The sequence below is a fragment of the Dyella sedimenti genome (assembly GCF_022760995.1).
Classification (GTDB): Bacteria; Pseudomonadota; Gammaproteobacteria; order Xanthomonadales; family Rhodanobacteraceae; genus Dyella; species Dyella sedimenti.
The window spans coordinates 106085-122488 of sequence record NZ_JAKWJO010000010.1 but is presented as its reverse complement, the minus strand read 5'-3'; the positions used below and the strand labels follow the sequence as shown (position 1 = coordinate 122488).

The following is a 16404-nucleotide window of genomic DNA, read 5'->3' as shown; positions in this document are numbered from 1 at the left end:
ACGACGAGAGGTGACCACGGCAGGCCCGGCACATGGCGCCATGTGCCGGGCCTTCTTGTTTCCGCCATGCGGTGCGCATGCGACGGCCGCGCCCCGAACGGCAAGGAGCGCGCGGCCGGCCGCATCCTATGGGTGCGCGGCGAGGAAACGGGTGATCCCGCGCGCCACGCCCTGCGGGTCCTGGTACATCAGCGCATGGCCGCCATCGGCAACCACCAGCAGCGTGGCATGCGGAAGGCGCCGCACCAGCACGCTGGCGTTGCGCGGCGACAGCACATCGTCCCTGTCGCCCATGATGACAAGCGTGGGCGCCGCCAGGCGGTCCAGGGCCCTGGCGGCCTCCCCGTCGCGCCACCAGGCGGACATCGCGCGCGACTGTGCATCGGCCACGCGCTCATCGACGCCCACCTTGCCGTAATCCGAGGGCTTGAACATCTCGGCGCGGAAGCACTGCATGGCGTGCGTCCTGGCATCCGGCGGAAACAGCACGCCCATGATCGATTCGAACGGCGATGGCGAACCGCCGGAAAGCACCGCCTCGACCGCCGGCGACGCGGGCACCGCCTCGTTGCCCGGCGGCGTGGTGGCCATCAGCACCAGCGACCCGACCTGGTCGGGGTGATCCAGCGCGAGCTGCTGGGCCACCATGCCGCCCATGGACCAGCCGAGCACATCCACCTTGCCCAGCCGCAAGGTGTCGATCGCGCCGCTGATCGCCTCGCTCATGCCGGCCATCGTGTCCGGCACGGGCTCGATGCGCGAGCGGCCCACGCCCGGGTTGTCCACGACGATCACTTCATGATGCCTGGCCAGCGCATCGAGGAAAGCAGCATTCCATTCCGACAGCGTGGCCCGGTAGCCCGTGATGAGCACCAGCGGCGAGCCGTGACCGAAACGGTAATACCCCATGGGCCCCATGCGCGTGGCGGCGATGCCCTGCCGCAACGATGCCTGGGCCGCGGACATCGCCTGGCAGGCCGCCGGCGGCGATGCGCCGGCGTGTCCCGCACTCCATGCCAGCGCGGCGGCCAGCGCGAGCAGCGCCACGGCCAGCAGGCGTTCCAGCGTACGCCGCCGCGCATGGCCCACCCATGCGGGCTTGTTCGATGTAACCGACACGAAACAGCTCCTTGCCACGCGCGAAGGGAAATCTCCCGGTGATCCGCATGCTCGGCCGGCCCAGTCTAGCCGTCTTGCCGATGGGCCCGATCCTTGTGGAAACGCACGGCGCCGGCAGGGCGCGCGGCCCACAAGGCGATCCCGAAACTAGCGTGCGATTGCGAAAGTCCGCGGCCGGCATGCCGCCCATCATTTCCGCCAACGCCAACGAGGCGAGCGCGGAGCATCCCATGCAAACCCATCCGAACGACGACCAGCTCTGCTCGCAGTGCGGTCGCTGCTACGAGACGTCCAAGGGCTGTCCATCGGTCGGCATCGCCGCCGGCACGCCGTGGGAAGACGTACCGGCGGACTGGCACTGCCCCGATTGCGGCGCGCCCAAGTGCTATTTCGATTCCTGCGAAGTCCTCTATATGCGGGCGTACTCGGTGCTTGCCGGGTTCTAGGCTGCCCGCCCCGCCGCGGGGGCAAGCGCCTGACCACCTCCGCCCCGGCGCCGTCCCGGGTGTCCCAAGGTCCTCTTCCCCCGCCGCCAAGGCTCCTTCCGAAGCACCGTCGACGTTTCGTGAACGCCCGCTCCGCCATCCTTCGTTGGTGGCATCGCCCCATGGTGTCCCTGGTAATCCTCGTGCCGCTCCGGTGGGACGCGGGCCAGGGGATGCGCGCACGATCACTCGTCAGGAGCGCCAGCTTGCAGTTCCGGCATTTACGCTATTTCGTGAAGATCGTGGAAGCCGGCAGCTTTTCCCGCGCCGCCTCGCTGATCCACATCGCACAACCCGCGTTGAGCAAGCAGATCGCCGAACTGGAGGACGAGTTCGGCGTCACCCTGCTCCATCGCAGCGCGCGCGGCATCACGCCGACGGCGGCCGGCGAAACGCTCTACCAGGAATCGCTCAAGCTGATCCGCCAGGTGGATGACCTGCCGGCCATCGTGCGTTCGTCGCAGGGCGAGGTCCAGGGCGTGGTGTGCTTCGGCATGGCCTCCACCATGGCGCCCACGCTCACCGGCAAGATGATGGAGATCTGCAAGGCCACCCTGCCCAAGGTGACGCTGCGCTTCGTCACCGGCGACAGCGAAAGCCTGCGCGAGAAAGTGTCGTCCCAGGTCATCGACCTTGCCATCGTGTTCGAGAGCGCGCCAGAAACGGGCTTCGCGCGCGAGGTGCTGTTTCGCCAGCGGCTCTACCTTGCCAGCCGCAAGCAGGGCACGATGGAGAGCTCGACCACGCTGGCCAAGATCAGCCAGCTGCCGCTGATGCTGCCCACGCCCACCAACGTGCTGCGCAAGGCGATGGAACGCGAACTGGCCGCCGCGGGCCTGCATGCCGAGCCCATCGCCGAATCGGACCTGTTCGACGTGGTGCTTTCCGGGGTGGAGACCGGGCTGGGCTACGCCATCCTGCCCAAGGCCGATTTCTCCGACGTGCCGGGCCACCAATCCATCGCCACCGTGCCGATCGAACCGCCCATCTACCTCACCGCGTGCCTGATCACCGCGCGCGACAAGCCGCTGACGCGCGCGGCGGCGGCGGTGGAGGCGCAACTGATCGGCTTCCTGCGCGGCCAGATGGGCGAGCCGGCCTTCAAGGGTGCCGAGTGGGTGGACGCCGAGCCATAGCCGGCCGTTATGCCCGCATAGCCAAACAGTATTTTTCAAGCGTCGCCGGAAGGGCGACACTTTGTCGCAACGCACCAGCGGGCATGGCGCCAACCGTCCGGACCATCCGTACAGCCGCTCTCCCCTGAGGCCTGGATACACCCTTTCCCCTTCCCAGCATTCGCACCGGCCACCCTGGGCCGGAACGGAGAAGTCATGCCTCTCGCCACCCCATCACGCCATTCCACCCGGGCCTATGCCAAGCGGGCCACGCGCGCGCTGCTCGACCGTTGCGCGGCGCCGGCCAGTTGGCTGGAACCCGACCTGCGGGCCGGCCAGTCCGGGCTGCGGGCCAAGGCCACGCTGTGGGCCCACGGCAAGAAGCCTCTCATCCAATGGGAGGCAACCACGCCGCTCACCGTCTATACCGTGCTGCTGCTGCTCGACGACGCGCGCCTGTCGCTGCGCAGCGATACGCACGAGGTGGCCGAGTGCGACTGCACTGCCGGCTCCTATTACGTCAGCCGTCCCGGCGAGGCGATCAGCGTGCGTTGCGCCGGCCCGTGCCGCGCGCTGCACGTAGCGGCGCCGGTGCAACTGTTCTGGTCCGGCACCGAGGCCGACCATGCCTGCTTTTCGCTGGCGCCCTCCCGCGACGCCTTGCTGTTGCAGCTGGCCCGCACGCTGCTGGCGGTGCCTGGCGACATCGGCGAAGGCCCGCTCGGCACCCAGGTGATGGAGCTGTTCGTGGACCGCCTGCGCGATCTGCGGGCGGAAGCCGCGCCCCGCGCCGCCGCGTGCCGCCGGACGGCGTTGCCGAACTGGCGCCTGCAGCGCGTGGACGACTACCTGAAGGCACACCTGTCCGAGCCCATCACGCTCAACGACATGGCGGCCGCCGCTGGACTCTCGCCCATGCACTTCGCCGCGCAGTTCCGCACCACTACGGGCTACCGCCCGCATCACTACCTGCTGCTCTGCCGCATGGAACAGGCCAAGCGGCTGATCGCCGAGGCGCCACATTCGATGCTGGATATCGCGCTGGAAGTGGGTTTCCACACGCAATCGCACTTCACCACCGTGTTCAAGCGCCTCACCGGCAAGACGCCCCGCCAATGGCGGGACGAGACGCGGCGGCCGCGCTTGTCGTGAAGCAGCGGAGGACACCACGCGATCGGCGCCCGTGCCAATCCGACAGAAGCCTGCGATTGGAAAAGTTTCCCCGGCGCCGGCGCCGCAACCTACGGTCAACGATTCACCGGATGCGGCCTTGGATGGCCTGTGTGCCGGCGCATCGCTCTCCCCCACTGGAATGCCCCTGATGATTTCCGCGACCGTCAATGCCTTGTTCCTGGTCATGGCGGGGTTGATCCCCGTGCTCAACCCACTGGGCGCCGCGCTGATCGCGCAGAGCCTGACGCCGAACCTCGATGACCGCGAACGCGCCCGCCTGGCCAGGGTCGTAGCGCTGAGCAGCTTCGCGATCCTGGTCGTCTCGGTGCTGTTGGGCACCTACATCCTTACCTTCTTCGGCATCACCGTCGACATCATGCGCATCGCCGGCGGCTGCGTGATCGCCTTCGCCGGATGGCGCCTGCTGCAGGCGCCGGACGTCGAGATGCAGACGGCGGGCGCCAGTCCGGCGCTGGTGGAAACCAACGCCTTCTACCCGATCACGCTGCCGATCACCGTCGGACCGGGCTCGATCTCCGTCGCCATCGCCCTGGGCACGGACGTGCCCGACACGCCATCGGTGGCCTATTTCGTGGGCATGGGCATCGCCCTGGTGCTGCTGGCACTCATCGTCTACGCATGCATGCGCTATGTGTGCCGGTTGCGGCGGATGCTCGGCGCGGCGGGCGGGCGCATCGTCGACCGCCTCTTCGCCTTCATCCTGTTCTGCATCGGCATGCAACTGTGCTGGCGCGGCATCTCGGCGCTCATCGGTTGAAACCCGCCAGCCATTCCCGGTCGATGCGAAACAGGCCGCCGGACAACGGATGGGCCTGCAGCATCTCGGCCGACAGACGCGCGCGCGAGGTCGAGGCCAGCGCATGGCCATCGGCATCGAGGCACACGCTGCCGACATGCGGCACGGGCAAGGGCACCGCATGCAGGAAGGCGCCGTCCCGTGCCAGGTGCGCGAGGCATCCGCCGCCCCACATCGCCACCCAGAACGAACCATCCGGCGCCATCGCCAAGCCATCGGGCTTGCCGGGCAGCGCAAGGAAATCACTCACCACCACCGGCTCGCCCAGGCCATCGCTTCCCTCGCGCGGATAGGCGAGCAGCGTACGGGCCAGCGTATCGATCACATAAAGCGTCGCGCCATCCTCGCTGAAGGTCATGCCATTGGCCACGCCCAATCCCGCCGCAACCTGGCGCACCGGGCCGTCGACCCGCGCGGCATGGAACAGGCCGCCCTTGCCCGACAGCAATCCCCGATGCATGGCGCCAACCCACAGGCCGCCTTGCGCATCGACCGTCATGTCGTTGAAGCGGCAGCCCGGCGCCATGGGCGCCTCGGGGCCCAGCGACAACTCGCCCGTCTCGACATCGATCGCGCAGAATGCCTGCTCGGCCGCGCCCACCCAGCGGCCATCGGGGCAGTGGCCCAGCGACCACACGCGATGCGCCAAGGCGGTTTCCATGCATTCGCCGGTATCGCCGCGCCAGCGCAGCAATCGCGCCTGAGGCGGATCGAGCCACAGGACATCGCGCCCATCCATGCGCACGGACTCACCTACCAGCGCCTGCGGTTGCGCCAGCACGGATGCCGCGCTCTTGGGCAGGCGCGCCACGTGCGCTACCCAGGCGCGGGCCCGCGTGCCCACGTGTCCGGGACTATCGCCTGGACGATAGAGATCGGCACCCAGGCCGAAGCCGCGCGCACCGGCGGCCCACAGCGCAGACGCCGATCCGGGCTTGACCCCGCCCACGGCGAGCAACCTGACGTCCTTGGGCAATACCGTGCGCCACGCCGAGATCGCCGATGCCGCGTCGGCGGCGGGAAAGACCTTGAGCAGGCGCGCACCGGCGGCGACCGCCTCGAACGCCTCGCTGGCGGTCGCCACGCCGGGCAGCGGCACCATGCCGTGCGCAACCGTGGCGCCGATCACGCGCGCGTCGGCATTGGGCGCCACGCAGAGCATGCAGCCGATCCGCGCCAGGCGCGGCACGTCGTCCGGATCGATGACCGTGCCCGCGCCGATCAGCATGCGCGAGCCGAAGTGGCGTACCAGCAGCCCGATGGTGCCGAACGGGTCGGGCGAGTTGAGTGGCACCTCCGCGATGCGCACGCCGGCCTCGTGCAATGCCTCGACCACCGCGATGGCTTCCTCGCTGCGCACGCCGCGCAGGATCGCCACGATCGGTACCGCGTCCAGCACCTTGCCCACGCGGGCCAGCATGGCATCGGCCGTCACGTGTTCGCCCTCGCCATGGCATGCAGCGCGGCGAAGCCCCGCGTCGTGGCGTCAGCGGCATCGACGGTGGCGGAGGCGTGGCCCAGCAGGGACAGCGCCTCGGCATACATCGCACACACGGCGCCGGCGCCGACCAGGGTGATCGCCTGGCCGTCGGCGAAGGGATACAACGTGCGGGCATCGGCGATCTCCGCGCCGATCAGCAGGCCGCGCAGGTACGACGCCGCATCCTCTCGCGCCAACTGGTGGCGGATCACCCGCGCACGCGCGCCGAACAGCAGCGTGCCCAGGCCGAGCCGGCCCCCGGCGCCGGCACGCACGCCAGCCTCGAAGGCCGCGCCAACCGTCGCCGGACCGCCGACGATAGAAGCGAGCAGGCCTTGGGCGGTGAGCCGGTCGAACACCTCGCCCGACATCGCGGTCATGAACTCGGCGACGCGCCCTTCCACGATGCGCACCCACTTGCCGTGCGTGCCGGGCAGCGCCACCAATCCGTCGCGCGGCAACCTCCCCGCGCCAAGCAGGCCGAACAGTTCGGTCTCCTCGCCGCGCATGATGTCCGGCGCACCATCGGCGGCGCGCTGGCAGGCCAGCCCCGGCACGATCAGCATCGGGCGACCCGCGACGGTCGTGGCATGCAAGCGCGCCGCCAAGCCGTCCAGCCCGATCGGGCAATCGGCGTAGCCCGCATCGGACCAGCCGATGTTCGAGCCGATCATGCCGCAGGCGTAGAGCCGTTCCACGCCCGGCCAGCGCCGATCCAGCCGCTCGACCTGCAAGGCCATGCCGGTGCGGTCCAGCGCGGCGATGCCGGCCGCCTCCACCCAGGTGTCGAGCACCTGCCCACCGCCGTCCATCCGATACGCACGGAAATTGGAACTGCCCCAATTGACCGCGATGAAGTCACTGCCCATACGCCTCCTCAGCGTCGTGTCACCGCGGCACCGCCGTCGATGGGTATGACGGCGCCGGTGATCCAGCGGCTGTCGTCGCCGGCCAGGAACATCGCCAGCGCCGCCACGTCCTCGGCCGTGCCGAGGCGACCCAGCGGGTGGCGGCCGATATTGCGTTCACGCGCCGCCGCCGGATCGTGCGCGCGCTGGAACGAGGCGCGCAGCATCGGCGTGTCGACCGATGCGGGCGCCACCGCGTTGACGCGGATCTGCGAGGGCGCCAGTTCCAGCGCCGCCGTGCGCACCAGCGACTCCACCGCGGCCTTGCTGGCGGCATAGGCCGCCAGCGTCGGCGTGGCGAAGCGCGCATTGATGGACGAGGCCAGCACCACCGAACCGCCGCCCCGCGCGCGCATGCCCGGCACGCAGTGGCGCAGCAGGCGCACGGCGGACAGCACGTTCACATCGTAGGTATCCAGGTAGGTGGCGTCGTCCGTATCCAGCAGCGAACCCGGCGGGCAGATGCCCGCGCAGTGCACCAGGATGGTGGCTTCGCCATGGGCGGCGCCCGCTGCCCGCACGGCCTGCGCCAACGCCGCGTCATCGCGCAGGTCGACCTGCCGGAACAAGGCGACGTCCGCCGTTTCGGCCAGGTCGATGCCGGTGACGCGCGCACCCTGCTCGCGCAGGCGCCGCGCCACCGCCGCGCCGATGCCGCTGGCGGCGCCGGTGACGATCGCCGCACGGCCGTTCAACGCCATCGTGCCCATCCTCGTTTCCCTCTTGCTCGCATGTCGGTTCGTCAGAAGCGCCAGGTCGCCGTGGCCATGTAGTTGCGGCCGTACACGACGTTGGTGCGCAGGCCTTCGGGGCTGCCGTCGTAGGTGCGCTGCTGGCTGTTGAGCAGGTTACTCGCCTCCAGCTGCAGCGACAGGCGGTCGGTGAAGTTGTAGCTGACCGAGGCCGCCAGGTCCGAGTACTTGTCGTTGTAGATGCCGGTGGCCGCGGCGGACAGGCCCACCAGGTACTGGTCGCGCCAGTTGTAGGCCACGCGCGCGCTGAACGGACCGGTCTCGTAGTAGAGGATCAGGTTGGTGTTGTGCTTGGACAGGCCCGGGAAGGTCAGCGAGCGGCCGGTGACGTCCTTGATCGGCGTGGTGGAGTCGATGAAGGTATACGTCGCCACCATGCCGAAGCCCTTGAGCGGGTCGGGCAGGAAGGTGAAGGGCACCTGCGCCAGCAGCTCGGCGCCCTGCACCGTGGCGTGGTCGCCGTTCACCTCGCGGTTGATCAGGTAGTTCACGCCGCCATAGCTCTCGGCGCTCTGCTGCTGCACGATGAAGGTCGAGACGTCCTTGTAGAACAGGCCGGCCGAGAGCAGGCCCTGGTCGGAGTAGTAGTACTCCAGCGACAGGTCGTACTGGGTCGCCTTGAACGGATCGAGGCCCGGCGCGCCGCCCGAGCCGGTGCCCGGGGTAATCTGCACGCCGTTCTGGAACACGGCGTTGTTGTTGAGCGTCACGCCGTTGTTGAGGTCCTGGGTATTGGGGAACGCCACCACGCGCGCCACGCCGCCGCGCAGCAGCAGCGAGTCGGAGATGTCCAGCTTGGCGATGGCGGAGGGCAGCCACTCGCGGTCGGTGCGCTGGTAGTCGGTGGGCAGCGGCTCGCCCGCGCCGGACAGCAGGTTGCCGCGCGAATCGAGGTGGCGCTGCACGTAGCGCATGCCGACGTTGCCCGACAGCGGCAGGCTGCCGACCTGGGTTTCCCAGTCCAGCTTGGCGTAGCCCTCGTAGAAATCCTCATTGATATCGTAGGTGCCGGCATAGGCCAGCGCGTTGTCGGCGCCGTTCAGGCACTGCGGATCCTGGCTGATCTGCGGGAACTGGGTGAACGCCGCGCAACCGGTCAGCGCGGAGCGGTAGCTGGCCAGGTACGAGCGCGGCAGCCCGGCGAACTGGCCGTTCATGAAGTTGTTGTTGCTGTAAATCCGCAGGAAATCGCCCAGCTCGGTGGCGGGAATGCCGCCGACCGGCCGGATGTCGGCGCGCAGCGGGTCCTCCTTGGTGTCGAGCTGGTTGTAGCGCAGGCCGAAGTCCAGCGACTTCCAGGTATCGGAGTCGAAGCTCCAGGTCCAGTCGGTGCGCGCCTCGGGGCTGTTGGTCCGGGCGCGGTAGTCGTTGTCGAACAGGATCGACATGCTCATCTGCGACGGATCGGACAGATTCACGCCACTGACGTTGAAGCTGCCGAAGTCGCCGTTGCGCAGGTCGAAATCGGTCACCGAGTTGATCCCCGCCGCCGGTTGCAGCCGCATGTAGAGCTGGTGGTACTCGGCGGTGGAATGGTCGAAGGAGACTTCCGCCGAGCCATCGAGGTGGTCGCCGGCGCGGAACGAAGCCTTCAACGCACTGGACCACACGTCGGCGTCGATGTCCGCCACCTCGGTATTGGAAAGCACCGGGCTGGTCGAGCGCCCCGCCACCAGGATGTTGTTCGAATACACCGCGTTGCTGAGGCCAGCGCTGGGATTGAACGCCAGCCAGTAGCGGTCGCGGTCCGCCTGCTGGTGCGAGTAGAAGGTGTCGGCGGTGATCTCCACGCCGCTCGCCGGCCGCCATTGCAGGATGGCGCTGACGCCGGTCTTGTCGCGGTCGTCGTCGATGTTCTGCGCGCGCATGTCGGTGCTGCCGAAGCGCGTGACCGAGGGATTGGCCGGGTCCTTGAAGGCGGCATAGCCGGAGAAGGTGTCCAGGCCCTGCTGCACCACGTCGGCATGGCTGTAGGTGGCCGCCACCATCGCGCCCCAGCGGTCGTCCTTGCTGCGCGCGGACAGCAGCGCGAAGCCCGAGCCACCCGCCTTGTGCGCCAGGCCGCTATAGGTGCCCGACACGGCCACCACGTTCTGGTCGCCGTCGCCGTACAGTGGCATGCGCGTATTGATGTCGATGATGCCGCCCAGCGCGCCGGCCACCTGGTCGGCGCTGGCCAGCTTGGTCACCGACAACTGCGAGATCAGCTGCGAGGGCACCAGGGTCAGCAACCCATAGGTCGAGGTGCCCAGCTGGTCCAGGCCGACGCCGCCGCGGCCGGTGGCGTCGTATATCTCGCGGCCATTGTAGAGATAGACATTCTGGTGCAGGCCGCGCACCAGGATGTCGCTCCCCTCGCCCATGCCGCGCACCAGCTGCACGCCGGAAACACGGCCCAGCGACTCGGCCACGTTGGTGTCCGGCAGCTTGCCGATGTCGTCGGCCACCACCGCGTCCACGATCTGGGTCGAATCGCGCTTGACGTCCCGCGCCGCCTCCAGGCTGCCGCGGATGCCGGTGACCGAGACCTGGCCCAGCGTCTTGGCCTGCGACTTGTCCGCGGGCTGGTCCGTTGCCTGCGGCGTGGTATTCGGCGTGCCGGCCGGCGCGGCGGGCTTGGCCGGCGGCGTCTGTGCGGCATCGCTGGTTTGCGCCGCGGCGGGCAGCGCGGCGACCAGCGCCTGCGCCAGAAGAGTCCACAGGATCGTACGACGGATGTTGCGCATTACGGTTTTCCTCCCCCGAGGTTACGAGCCCGGGAGAGCGCTGTCCCGCCTCTTGCGCGGACAGTCGGGCCGTCGCCCTCTTCCCAGTCTCACCAAGCGTCAATGGCTGCAAGAACTGCCGTTCGCCAGGCATTTACCACCTGGCGCAATGTAACTATTATAGCAATGCATTTTTCGATGCAAGGGCGCCCGCACAATGAATCGAGGCGGCGCCCGGTGGGCACTTTCCGACCTAACGGTCGTTCACTGAGCAACATCAAAAGGACAGCGCATGACGAGCCTGGTTGGCGTGTTTCCCATCCTCCCGACCATCTTCACGTCCACGGGCGAGCTCGACCTGCCCGGCACGCGCAATGTCCTGGAGTACATCCTTGCCGCCGGTGCGGCGGGCGTGGTCTTTCCCGGCCTGGCCAGCGAATACGACACGCTGTCGGTGGACGAACGGCTGGAGCTGACGGCCATGCTGGGCGCCTGGATCAACGGCCGCGCGCCACTGGTGATCGGGGCGAGCCATCCCGATGTGGCCGTGGCGTCGCGGCTGGCGAGCGCCGGCGCCAAGGCCGGCGCCGTCGCGGCGATGGTGCTGACCCCGCATGCCCACGCACGCGACATGGAGGCAATGGCGCGCTATTTCCGCCAGGTCCACGAAGCCTCGGGCATCGCCATCATGCTGCAGAACGCACCGGCGCCGATGGGCGTGGGGCTGGCGGTGGCACAGGTGGCCGCGCTGGCCCGCGCGGTCGAGGGCATCCGCTACGTGAAGGAGGAAACCCAGCCGTCCGGCCACTGCATCACCGCGCTGGCCACCCTGGCCGGGAACGGGCTCGACGCGGTGTTCGGCGGCGCCGGGGCGCGCTACCTGATCGACGAGCTGCAACGCGGCGCCACCGGCACCATGCCCGCCTGCGAGGTGACCGAGGTGCACGTGCAGATGCTGGCTCGCTTCAACCGTGGCGACGTCGACGGCGCCCGCGCGCTGTTCGAACGCACCCTGCCGCTGCTGAGCATGCAGGCCGTGTTCCGCTGGCGCCTGACCAAGGCCGTGCTGAAGCGGCGCGGCCTGATCGCCAGCGACTTCGTGCGCGCCGCCGGCCCGGCGCTCGACGCCTACGACGAGCGCGAGCTGGACGCCCTGCTTGCCCGCATCGCCGACCTGCTGCCGCTGGACCACGCCCCGGGCCAGCATGCGAGCATGCCCGCATGAGCCGGGTCAGCAAGGTCGAGACCTTCATCGTCACCGTGCCGCGCGACACGCCGTACCTCGGACCGCTGGGTCCGGGCGAGCGCGTCAACGGACGCGGCTACGTGGTGCGCAAGGGCAACGGCACGCTCTATCCCACGGTGGACCGCTCCATCGCCGTGCGCGTCACCACGGCGGACGGCAGCGAAGGCTGGGGCGAGACCTACGGCATCTGCGCCCCGCGCGCGACCTGCGAGATCATCAACGACTTGCTGGTGCCCGAGCTGATCGGCCGCCATCCCGACGACGTGGAACAGGTGTGGGACGACCTCTACGGCCTGATGCGAGTGCGCGGCTGCACCGGCGGCTTCCACGTGGATGCCATCACCGCGCTGGACATCGCGCTGTGGGACCTGCGCGCCCGCGCCCACGGCGTGCCGCTGTGGCGGATGATCGGCGAGCGGCGCCGCGAGCACGTGCCCGGCTACCTGTCAGGCCTGCCGGCGGCGACCCTGGAAGGCCGCGTGGCGATGGCGCGCCAGTTCCACGCGCAGGGGCACGACGCCTTCAAGATCCACACCGTGGTCAGCAGCGAGGGCATCGAGGAGGAAGTCGCCGCGCTGCGCGAGGCGCTGGGCGACGAGGCCCTGCTGATGGTGGACCTGCACTGGAAGTTCCCGGCGCCCGAGGCGCTGGCCCTGGCCGAGCGGCTGGCGCCCTACCGCCTGCATTTCATCGAGGCACCGGTAAAGCCTGAGGACATCGACGGCCTGGCCTGGCTGGCCGCGCGCTCGCCGGTGCCGGTCGCCGCCGGCGAGGAGTGGTACACCGCCTACGAGGCGAAGCTGCGCCTGGATCGCCAAGCGGTGCGCTTCATCCAGCCCGAGATGGGCCACGCCGGCATCACCCAGTTCCGCCGCATCAACGCGCTGGCCGAGGCCGGCGGCGTGCAGACAGCGCCGCACGCCACCATCGGCGCGGGCCTGTTCCTGGCCGCCAGCCTGCACGCCTCGGCGACCCTGCCCGGCCTGTGGCGCCACGAATGGCAGCATTCGGTGTTCTCGCGCTCGCTGGAGCTGCTGGAGACCGACATGGCCTACGCCGACCGCAGCTACCGCCTGCCCAGCGGCCCGGGCCTGGGCGCGCGTCCGGGTCCGCGCTTCTGGAACTACGCCGAGCCGGTCGCCTGAACGGCCGCCAGCGTCGCGCCATCGATCAGCTTCGAGCGCGGCGCCGCGCGCAGCGCCAGCCAGGCCAGCAGCAGCGCGATGGGATGCAGGGTGGCCATCAGCATGAAGCTGAGGTCGAACTGCCCGCTCGCCACCAGCTCGCCCACCACCTGCGCCGACAGCATGCCGCCCAGGCCGCTGCCGGCGCCGATGATGCCGAACACCGTGGCGATGTAGCGCCCGGGATAAAGGTCCACCACCAGCGTGCTGATATTGATCTGGTAGACAAGGTGGGCGAACGCCACCGCCGAGGCGATCGCGAACAGCAGCGGCAAGGCGGGATGGAAGGCGGCGAACAGCCCCACCGGCGCCAGCGTCGCCGCGCCCGTCATCGCCCATAGCCGGCTGCGCGGCGGCGCCACGCCGCGCCGCACCAGGGCGCTGGAGATGGCGCCGCCGCCGATGCTGCCCAGGTCCGACGCCAGGTAGACCACCCAGCCAAGCGCGGCCACGCCGGCCAGCGTCATGCCGCGCTGGTCGTTGAGGTACTTGGGAAACCAGAACAGGTAGAAGTACCACACCGGGTCGGCCACCGCGCGCGAGCCCACCAACAGCCATAGCGAGCGGTCGCGCAGCAAGTCGAGCCACAGGCCCTTCTCGCCACGCGGCCCGGCCGCCACCACCGCGCCGCGCGGTTCCGGTGGATACACCACCAGCCATGCCACCAGCCACAGCAGGCCGGCCAGGCCGGTGACGAGGAAGGCCGCGCGCCAGCCGTAGGCCATCGCGATGCCGCCGATCAGGGGTGGCGCCAGCGTGGCACCGACCATCGCGCCCGCCGTATAGATGCCGAACGCCAGCCCACGCTCGGCCGGGGGAAAACGCTCCGACACCACCTTCGAGCCGACCGTGTAGTTGCCTGGCTCGCCCAGGCCCATGGCGAAACGCGCCGCGCCGAGCTGGAACCCGCTGCGGGCCATCCCGGTAAGCACATTGGCCACCGACCACCAGCCCACGAACAAGGCCAGCGCCAGCCGCGAACCCAGGCCATCGGTGATGCGCCCCGCCAGCAGGTAGGCCAGCGTGTAGGCGAGCAGGAAACCCTGCACGATGCGCGCGTAGGCCAGGTCGTCGACATGCAGGTCCACCTGGATGGTGGTGGCGAGGATCGACAGCGCCTGGCGGTCCAGGTAGTTGATCACCGTCGAGGCGAACAGCAAGGCCAACAGGCCCCAGCGCAGGCGGCCGAAGCCACCGGATGACCGCTCGCCCATCGACTACCCCTCTCCCACCCAGATCGGGCTGGGACCGTATTACTAAATTAGCAACGCGTCAATGCGCGCTGCAGCGCATGCTCAACCGATCTCCCGTGCCGCCGACAGCAATGCTTCCACCAATTCGGCGGTGGCCGACTCGGGAATCCAGCCGGACATGGCGATCCCCGCGTAGACCGGGTTGCCGACCGGCACGGCCACGATGTGGTGATCGCGCTCGTCCGCCACGTGCACGCGCGCATACCCCTGCTCGCGGGTGAGGGCCAGTGTGGCGAGCAGGCTCTCCACGCCCTCGGGAAACATCGGGATCTCGCGGTTGGCATACAGCTCGCGCACATCCTCGTCGTGCAGCTTGGACAGCAGTACGATGCCGATGCCGCTGGTGGTCGCCGGCAGCAGGCCGATGCGCCCCAGGCCACGCGCCGCCTCGATACCCGGCGGCGCATGGAACAGGTAACTCACGCTATCGTTCCACAGCACGCCCATCGCCACCGTGTGGCCAAAGCGGCGCAGGTGCTCCAGCACCGGCAGCGCCCGGCGGATCAGGCCCGAGGCGAACAGGCTCTGCGCCGCCAGCACGTGCATGCCCGGCCCGGGCGTGTACTTGCGATCCGAGGTCTGCCGCACGATGCCCATGTAGGCCAGCGTCTTGAGCAGGCGATTCACGCGGGTGGTATTGGCGCCCAGCTGGCGGGCCAGCTCGCGGCAACCGACCGGTTCGGGTGCGGAGGCCAGCGCTTGCAAGGTCACGATGCCATCGATCAGGCTCTGGTTGGGCTGGGCATTGGGCTTGGCACGCATGCGCGCAGATTAGCGGCACGGCAGGCCGCTCGGCCAGCCTGCCGCCCAAGAACCTTTGCCACGCATGAGCGCCCTCTTGAAAGGAACTCCGGGCGGGTGAGGCGCAGGTGCTCGACCGCGCAAAGACCTCGAAGCAGGCGGCCTAGGACTGCGGCTGCACGACGATGATCGCCATGCCCAGCAGGGCAACGCACGCGCCAAGCACATCCCAGCCCGACAGCTTCATGCCATCCACGATCCGCAGCCAGGCCAGGGCTACGGCGATGTAGATGCCGCCATACGCGGCATAAGTACGGCCGGCGGCCGTGGGATGCAGGGTCAGCAGCCAGGCGAATACGCTCAGCGACACCAGCGCCGGCACCAACAGCCACGGACTCCGGCCCTGCTTGAGCACGAGCCAGGGCAGGTAGCAGCCGACGATCTCGGCCAGCGCGGTAAGCACGAACAAGGCAACCTGCCTGAGGAAGTCGAGCGCGGACATGCCATGCAACCAGCCGTAGTGGACGCCCATTCTCGCAGAATGGCCGCCCAGGGCCCGTCTTTCTTTCGCAAGCCCACCTTCTCCAGAAGTCAGCGTCTCGTCGGCGCGCCCCCAGCCGCCATCCGCCACTTCTTCCGCGAGCGCCATGGAATAAGGACGCGCCCCTCGCCGAAATACTTGACGAACATGGCGGCGGTGGAGCGATGGATGATGTCTTCCTTGGTTTCGACTGGCGCCACGCGCGGCAAGATGCCTTACCGCCCCACCCTGGGCATCCGGGCCATCAACGCACCGGCCCCGCCCCATGGCCAAGCAAGCTGGCGTATTCATTGAGGTAATGGACCGCTACCGTCAGCCCCTCGGTATACACCGAGGTCAACGGCCAGCGGCTCGGCTCGGTGGGCAGGTCGTTGGCCCGAGCGTGGTGATGGGCATGGCTGTCTGCCAACAGGCGCGAGATGGCATAGACCGCCATGGCGATGTCCGCCGCCTTCGAGCGAGGCCGCTGCGACACCACGCCGGGAAGCGCGGAGGCAAGAGGGTCAACCGAGGTATTCGATGGGTGCACGAATACCGCGTGATCCGGCTTGGCCATGATCAACTCCAAGGAAGTGGCGATAGGCGGCGGACCGCGCGTGCTGCGTCCCCTGCGATCCGCGCTGTGCCACAGGATACCTGCAATGCCAATCACGCCACTTCATCAAAAGATGACGTGGCTGATGAGTCCAGCGTAGCCAGCCATACCCTGCCCGTCTGTCAGGGAATACCGTCGCGCCATACTTGCCAACCGCCATGCAGGCTGCCGGATCGCACCTTCAAGGCGTGCCCGGCGCCAGGACGCCCCCTGCTGCGCGACCTGCCGAAAAACGGAAGGTTTCTTCTAGAAGCCCTGTCGGCGCACCTGATAGGGTGACCGACGATCAT

15 protein-coding genes are annotated in these 16404 nt (G+C 69.0%); 6 read left to right on the top strand and 9 right to left on the bottom strand.

The window, feature by feature from the left end:
* Window positions 1-126: 126 nt before the first annotated feature.
* Window positions 127-1119: an alpha/beta fold hydrolase gene (locus MJ605_RS17790; RefSeq protein ID WP_243042883.1), complete on the bottom strand. Its 993-nt coding sequence runs from the start codon at window positions 1117-1119 to the stop codon at window positions 127-129.
* 47 nt (window positions 1120-1166) lie between these two features.
* On the opposite strand from MJ605_RS17790, the gene MJ605_RS19450 reads away from it, so the two are divergent.
* The 4 genes from MJ605_RS19450 (at window position 1167) to MJ605_RS17770 (ending at window position 4670) form a co-directional block, all read left to right on the top strand.
* Window positions 1167-1565 (top strand): rubredoxin, encoded by a 399-nt coding sequence (locus MJ605_RS19450; RefSeq protein WP_425601029.1) that lies wholly within the window; start codon window positions 1167-1169, stop codon window positions 1563-1565.
* 245 nt (window positions 1566-1810) lie between these two features.
* Window positions 1811-2740, top strand: coding sequence for a LysR family transcriptional regulator (locus MJ605_RS17780; protein ID WP_243042882.1), 930 nt, complete (start codon window positions 1811-1813; stop codon window positions 2738-2740).
* 195 nt (window positions 2741-2935) lie between these two features.
* Window positions 2936-3871, top strand: a complete 936-nt coding sequence (locus tag MJ605_RS17775; RefSeq protein ID WP_243042881.1) for a helix-turn-helix transcriptional regulator — start codon at window positions 2936-2938, stop codon at window positions 3869-3871.
* A gap of 169 nt (window positions 3872-4040) precedes the next feature.
* Window positions 4041-4670 carry a MarC family protein gene (locus tag MJ605_RS17770; protein ID WP_243042880.1) on the top strand — a complete coding sequence of 210 codons (630 nt, stop codon included), beginning with the start codon at window positions 4041-4043 and terminating at the stop codon, window positions 4668-4670.
* On the opposite strand, the gene MJ605_RS17765 is transcribed toward MJ605_RS17770, so the two are convergent.
* From MJ605_RS17765 to MJ605_RS17750, 4 genes are read right to left on the bottom strand one after another with little or no spacing between them, the layout of a single operon-like run.
* Window positions 4660-6144: a 2-dehydro-3-deoxy-6-phosphogalactonate aldolase gene (locus MJ605_RS17765; protein ID WP_243042879.1), complete on the bottom strand. Its 1485-nt coding sequence runs from the start codon at window positions 6142-6144 to the stop codon at window positions 4660-4662. The two genes, MJ605_RS17770 and MJ605_RS17765, sit on opposite strands and share 11 nt — an antisense overlap.
* Window positions 6141-7058: a 2-dehydro-3-deoxygalactonokinase gene (locus MJ605_RS17760; protein WP_243042878.1), complete on the bottom strand. Its 918-nt coding sequence runs from the start codon at window positions 7056-7058 to the stop codon at window positions 6141-6143. The genes MJ605_RS17765 and MJ605_RS17760 overlap by 4 nt, the downstream gene beginning before the upstream one ends.
* A gap of 8 nt (window positions 7059-7066) precedes the next feature.
* Window positions 7067-7798 (bottom strand): SDR family NAD(P)-dependent oxidoreductase, encoded by a 732-nt coding sequence (locus MJ605_RS17755; RefSeq protein ID WP_243042877.1) that lies wholly within the window; start codon window positions 7796-7798, stop codon window positions 7067-7069.
* A gap of 41 nt (window positions 7799-7839) precedes the next feature.
* Window positions 7840-10575 (bottom strand): TonB-dependent receptor, encoded by a 2736-nt coding sequence (locus MJ605_RS17750; RefSeq protein ID WP_243042876.1) that lies wholly within the window; start codon window positions 10573-10575, stop codon window positions 7840-7842.
* A 271-nt stretch (window positions 10576-10846) separates the two neighbouring features.
* Between MJ605_RS17750 and MJ605_RS17745 the strand changes: the two genes are divergently transcribed.
* Together MJ605_RS17745 and MJ605_RS17740 are read left to right on the top strand one after the other, a co-directional pair.
* Window positions 10847-11779 carry a dihydrodipicolinate synthase family protein gene (locus tag MJ605_RS17745; RefSeq protein WP_243042875.1) on the top strand — a complete coding sequence of 311 codons (933 nt, stop codon included), beginning with the start codon at window positions 10847-10849 and terminating at the stop codon, window positions 11777-11779.
* On the top strand, window positions 11776-12945 hold the full coding sequence (locus MJ605_RS17740; RefSeq protein WP_243042874.1) for a mandelate racemase/muconate lactonizing enzyme family protein: 1170 nt from the start codon (window positions 11776-11778) through the stop codon (window positions 12943-12945). The genes MJ605_RS17745 and MJ605_RS17740 overlap by 4 nt, the downstream gene beginning before the upstream one ends.
* On the opposite strand, the gene MJ605_RS17735 is transcribed toward MJ605_RS17740, so the two are convergent.
* The 4 genes from MJ605_RS17735 to MJ605_RS17720 all read right to left on the bottom strand — a co-directional run bounded on the left by MJ605_RS17735 (window position 12924) and on the right by MJ605_RS17720 (window position 16075).
* The gene (locus MJ605_RS17735; protein WP_243042873.1) at window positions 12924-14198 is read right to left on the bottom strand and encodes an MFS transporter; all 1275 of its coding nucleotides are present in this window, start codon (window positions 14196-14198) and stop codon (window positions 12924-12926) included. The genes MJ605_RS17740 and MJ605_RS17735 overlap by 22 nt on opposite strands.
* An 81-nt stretch (window positions 14199-14279) precedes the next feature.
* Window positions 14280-14999: an IclR family transcriptional regulator gene (locus MJ605_RS17730; protein WP_243042872.1), complete on the bottom strand. Its 720-nt coding sequence runs from the start codon at window positions 14997-14999 to the stop codon at window positions 14280-14282.
* A 142-nt stretch (window positions 15000-15141) separates the two neighbouring features.
* Window positions 15142-15480 carry a YnfA family protein gene (locus MJ605_RS17725; protein ID WP_243042871.1) on the bottom strand — a complete coding sequence of 113 codons (339 nt, stop codon included), beginning with the start codon at window positions 15478-15480 and terminating at the stop codon, window positions 15142-15144.
* 283 nt (window positions 15481-15763) lie between these two features.
* The gene (locus tag MJ605_RS17720; RefSeq protein ID WP_243042870.1) at window positions 15764-16075 is read right to left on the bottom strand and encodes a hypothetical protein; all 312 of its coding nucleotides are present in this window, start codon (window positions 16073-16075) and stop codon (window positions 15764-15766) included.
* Between the last annotated feature and the right edge of the window lie 329 nt (window positions 16076-16404).

What these genes read in the sequence shown, in the direction of transcription:
- MJ605_RS17775 (WP_243042881.1), top strand. Translation starts at nt 2,936, where the DNA reads ATGCCTCTCGCCACCCCATCACGCCATTCCACCCGGGCCTATGCCAAG.
- MJ605_RS17755 (WP_243042877.1), bottom strand. Translation starts at nt 7,798, where the DNA reads ATGGCGTTGAACGGCCGTGCGGCGATCGTCACCGGCGCCGCCAGCGGC.
- MJ605_RS17730 (WP_243042872.1), bottom strand. Translation starts at nt 14,999, where the DNA reads ATGCGTGCCAAGCCCAATGCCCAGCCCAACCAGAGCCTGATCGATGGC.
- MJ605_RS17740 (WP_243042874.1), top strand. Translation starts at nt 11,776, where the DNA reads ATGAGCCGGGTCAGCAAGGTCGAGACCTTCATCGTCACCGTGCCGCGC.
- MJ605_RS17745 (WP_243042875.1), top strand. Translation starts at nt 10,847, where the DNA reads ATGACGAGCCTGGTTGGCGTGTTTCCCATCCTCCCGACCATCTTCACG.
- MJ605_RS17735 (WP_243042873.1), bottom strand. Translation starts at nt 14,198, where the DNA reads ATGGGCGAGCGGTCATCCGGTGGCTTCGGCCGCCTGCGCTGGGGCCTG.
- MJ605_RS17720 (WP_243042870.1), bottom strand. Translation starts at nt 16,075, where the DNA reads ATGGCCAAGCCGGATCACGCGGTATTCGTGCACCCATCGAATACCTCG.
- MJ605_RS17750 (WP_243042876.1), bottom strand. Translation starts at nt 10,575, where the DNA reads ATGCGCAACATCCGTCGTACGATCCTGTGGACTCTTCTGGCGCAGGCG.
- MJ605_RS17725 (WP_243042871.1), bottom strand. Translation starts at nt 15,480, where the DNA reads ATGTCCGCGCTCGACTTCCTCAGGCAGGTTGCCTTGTTCGTGCTTACC.
- MJ605_RS17760 (WP_243042878.1), bottom strand. Translation starts at nt 7,058, where the DNA reads ATGGGCAGTGACTTCATCGCGGTCAATTGGGGCAGTTCCAATTTCCGT.
- MJ605_RS17770 (WP_243042880.1), top strand. Translation starts at nt 4,041, where the DNA reads ATGATTTCCGCGACCGTCAATGCCTTGTTCCTGGTCATGGCGGGGTTG.
- MJ605_RS19450 (WP_425601029.1), top strand. Translation starts at nt 1,167, where the DNA reads ATGCTCGGCCGGCCCAGTCTAGCCGTCTTGCCGATGGGCCCGATCCTT.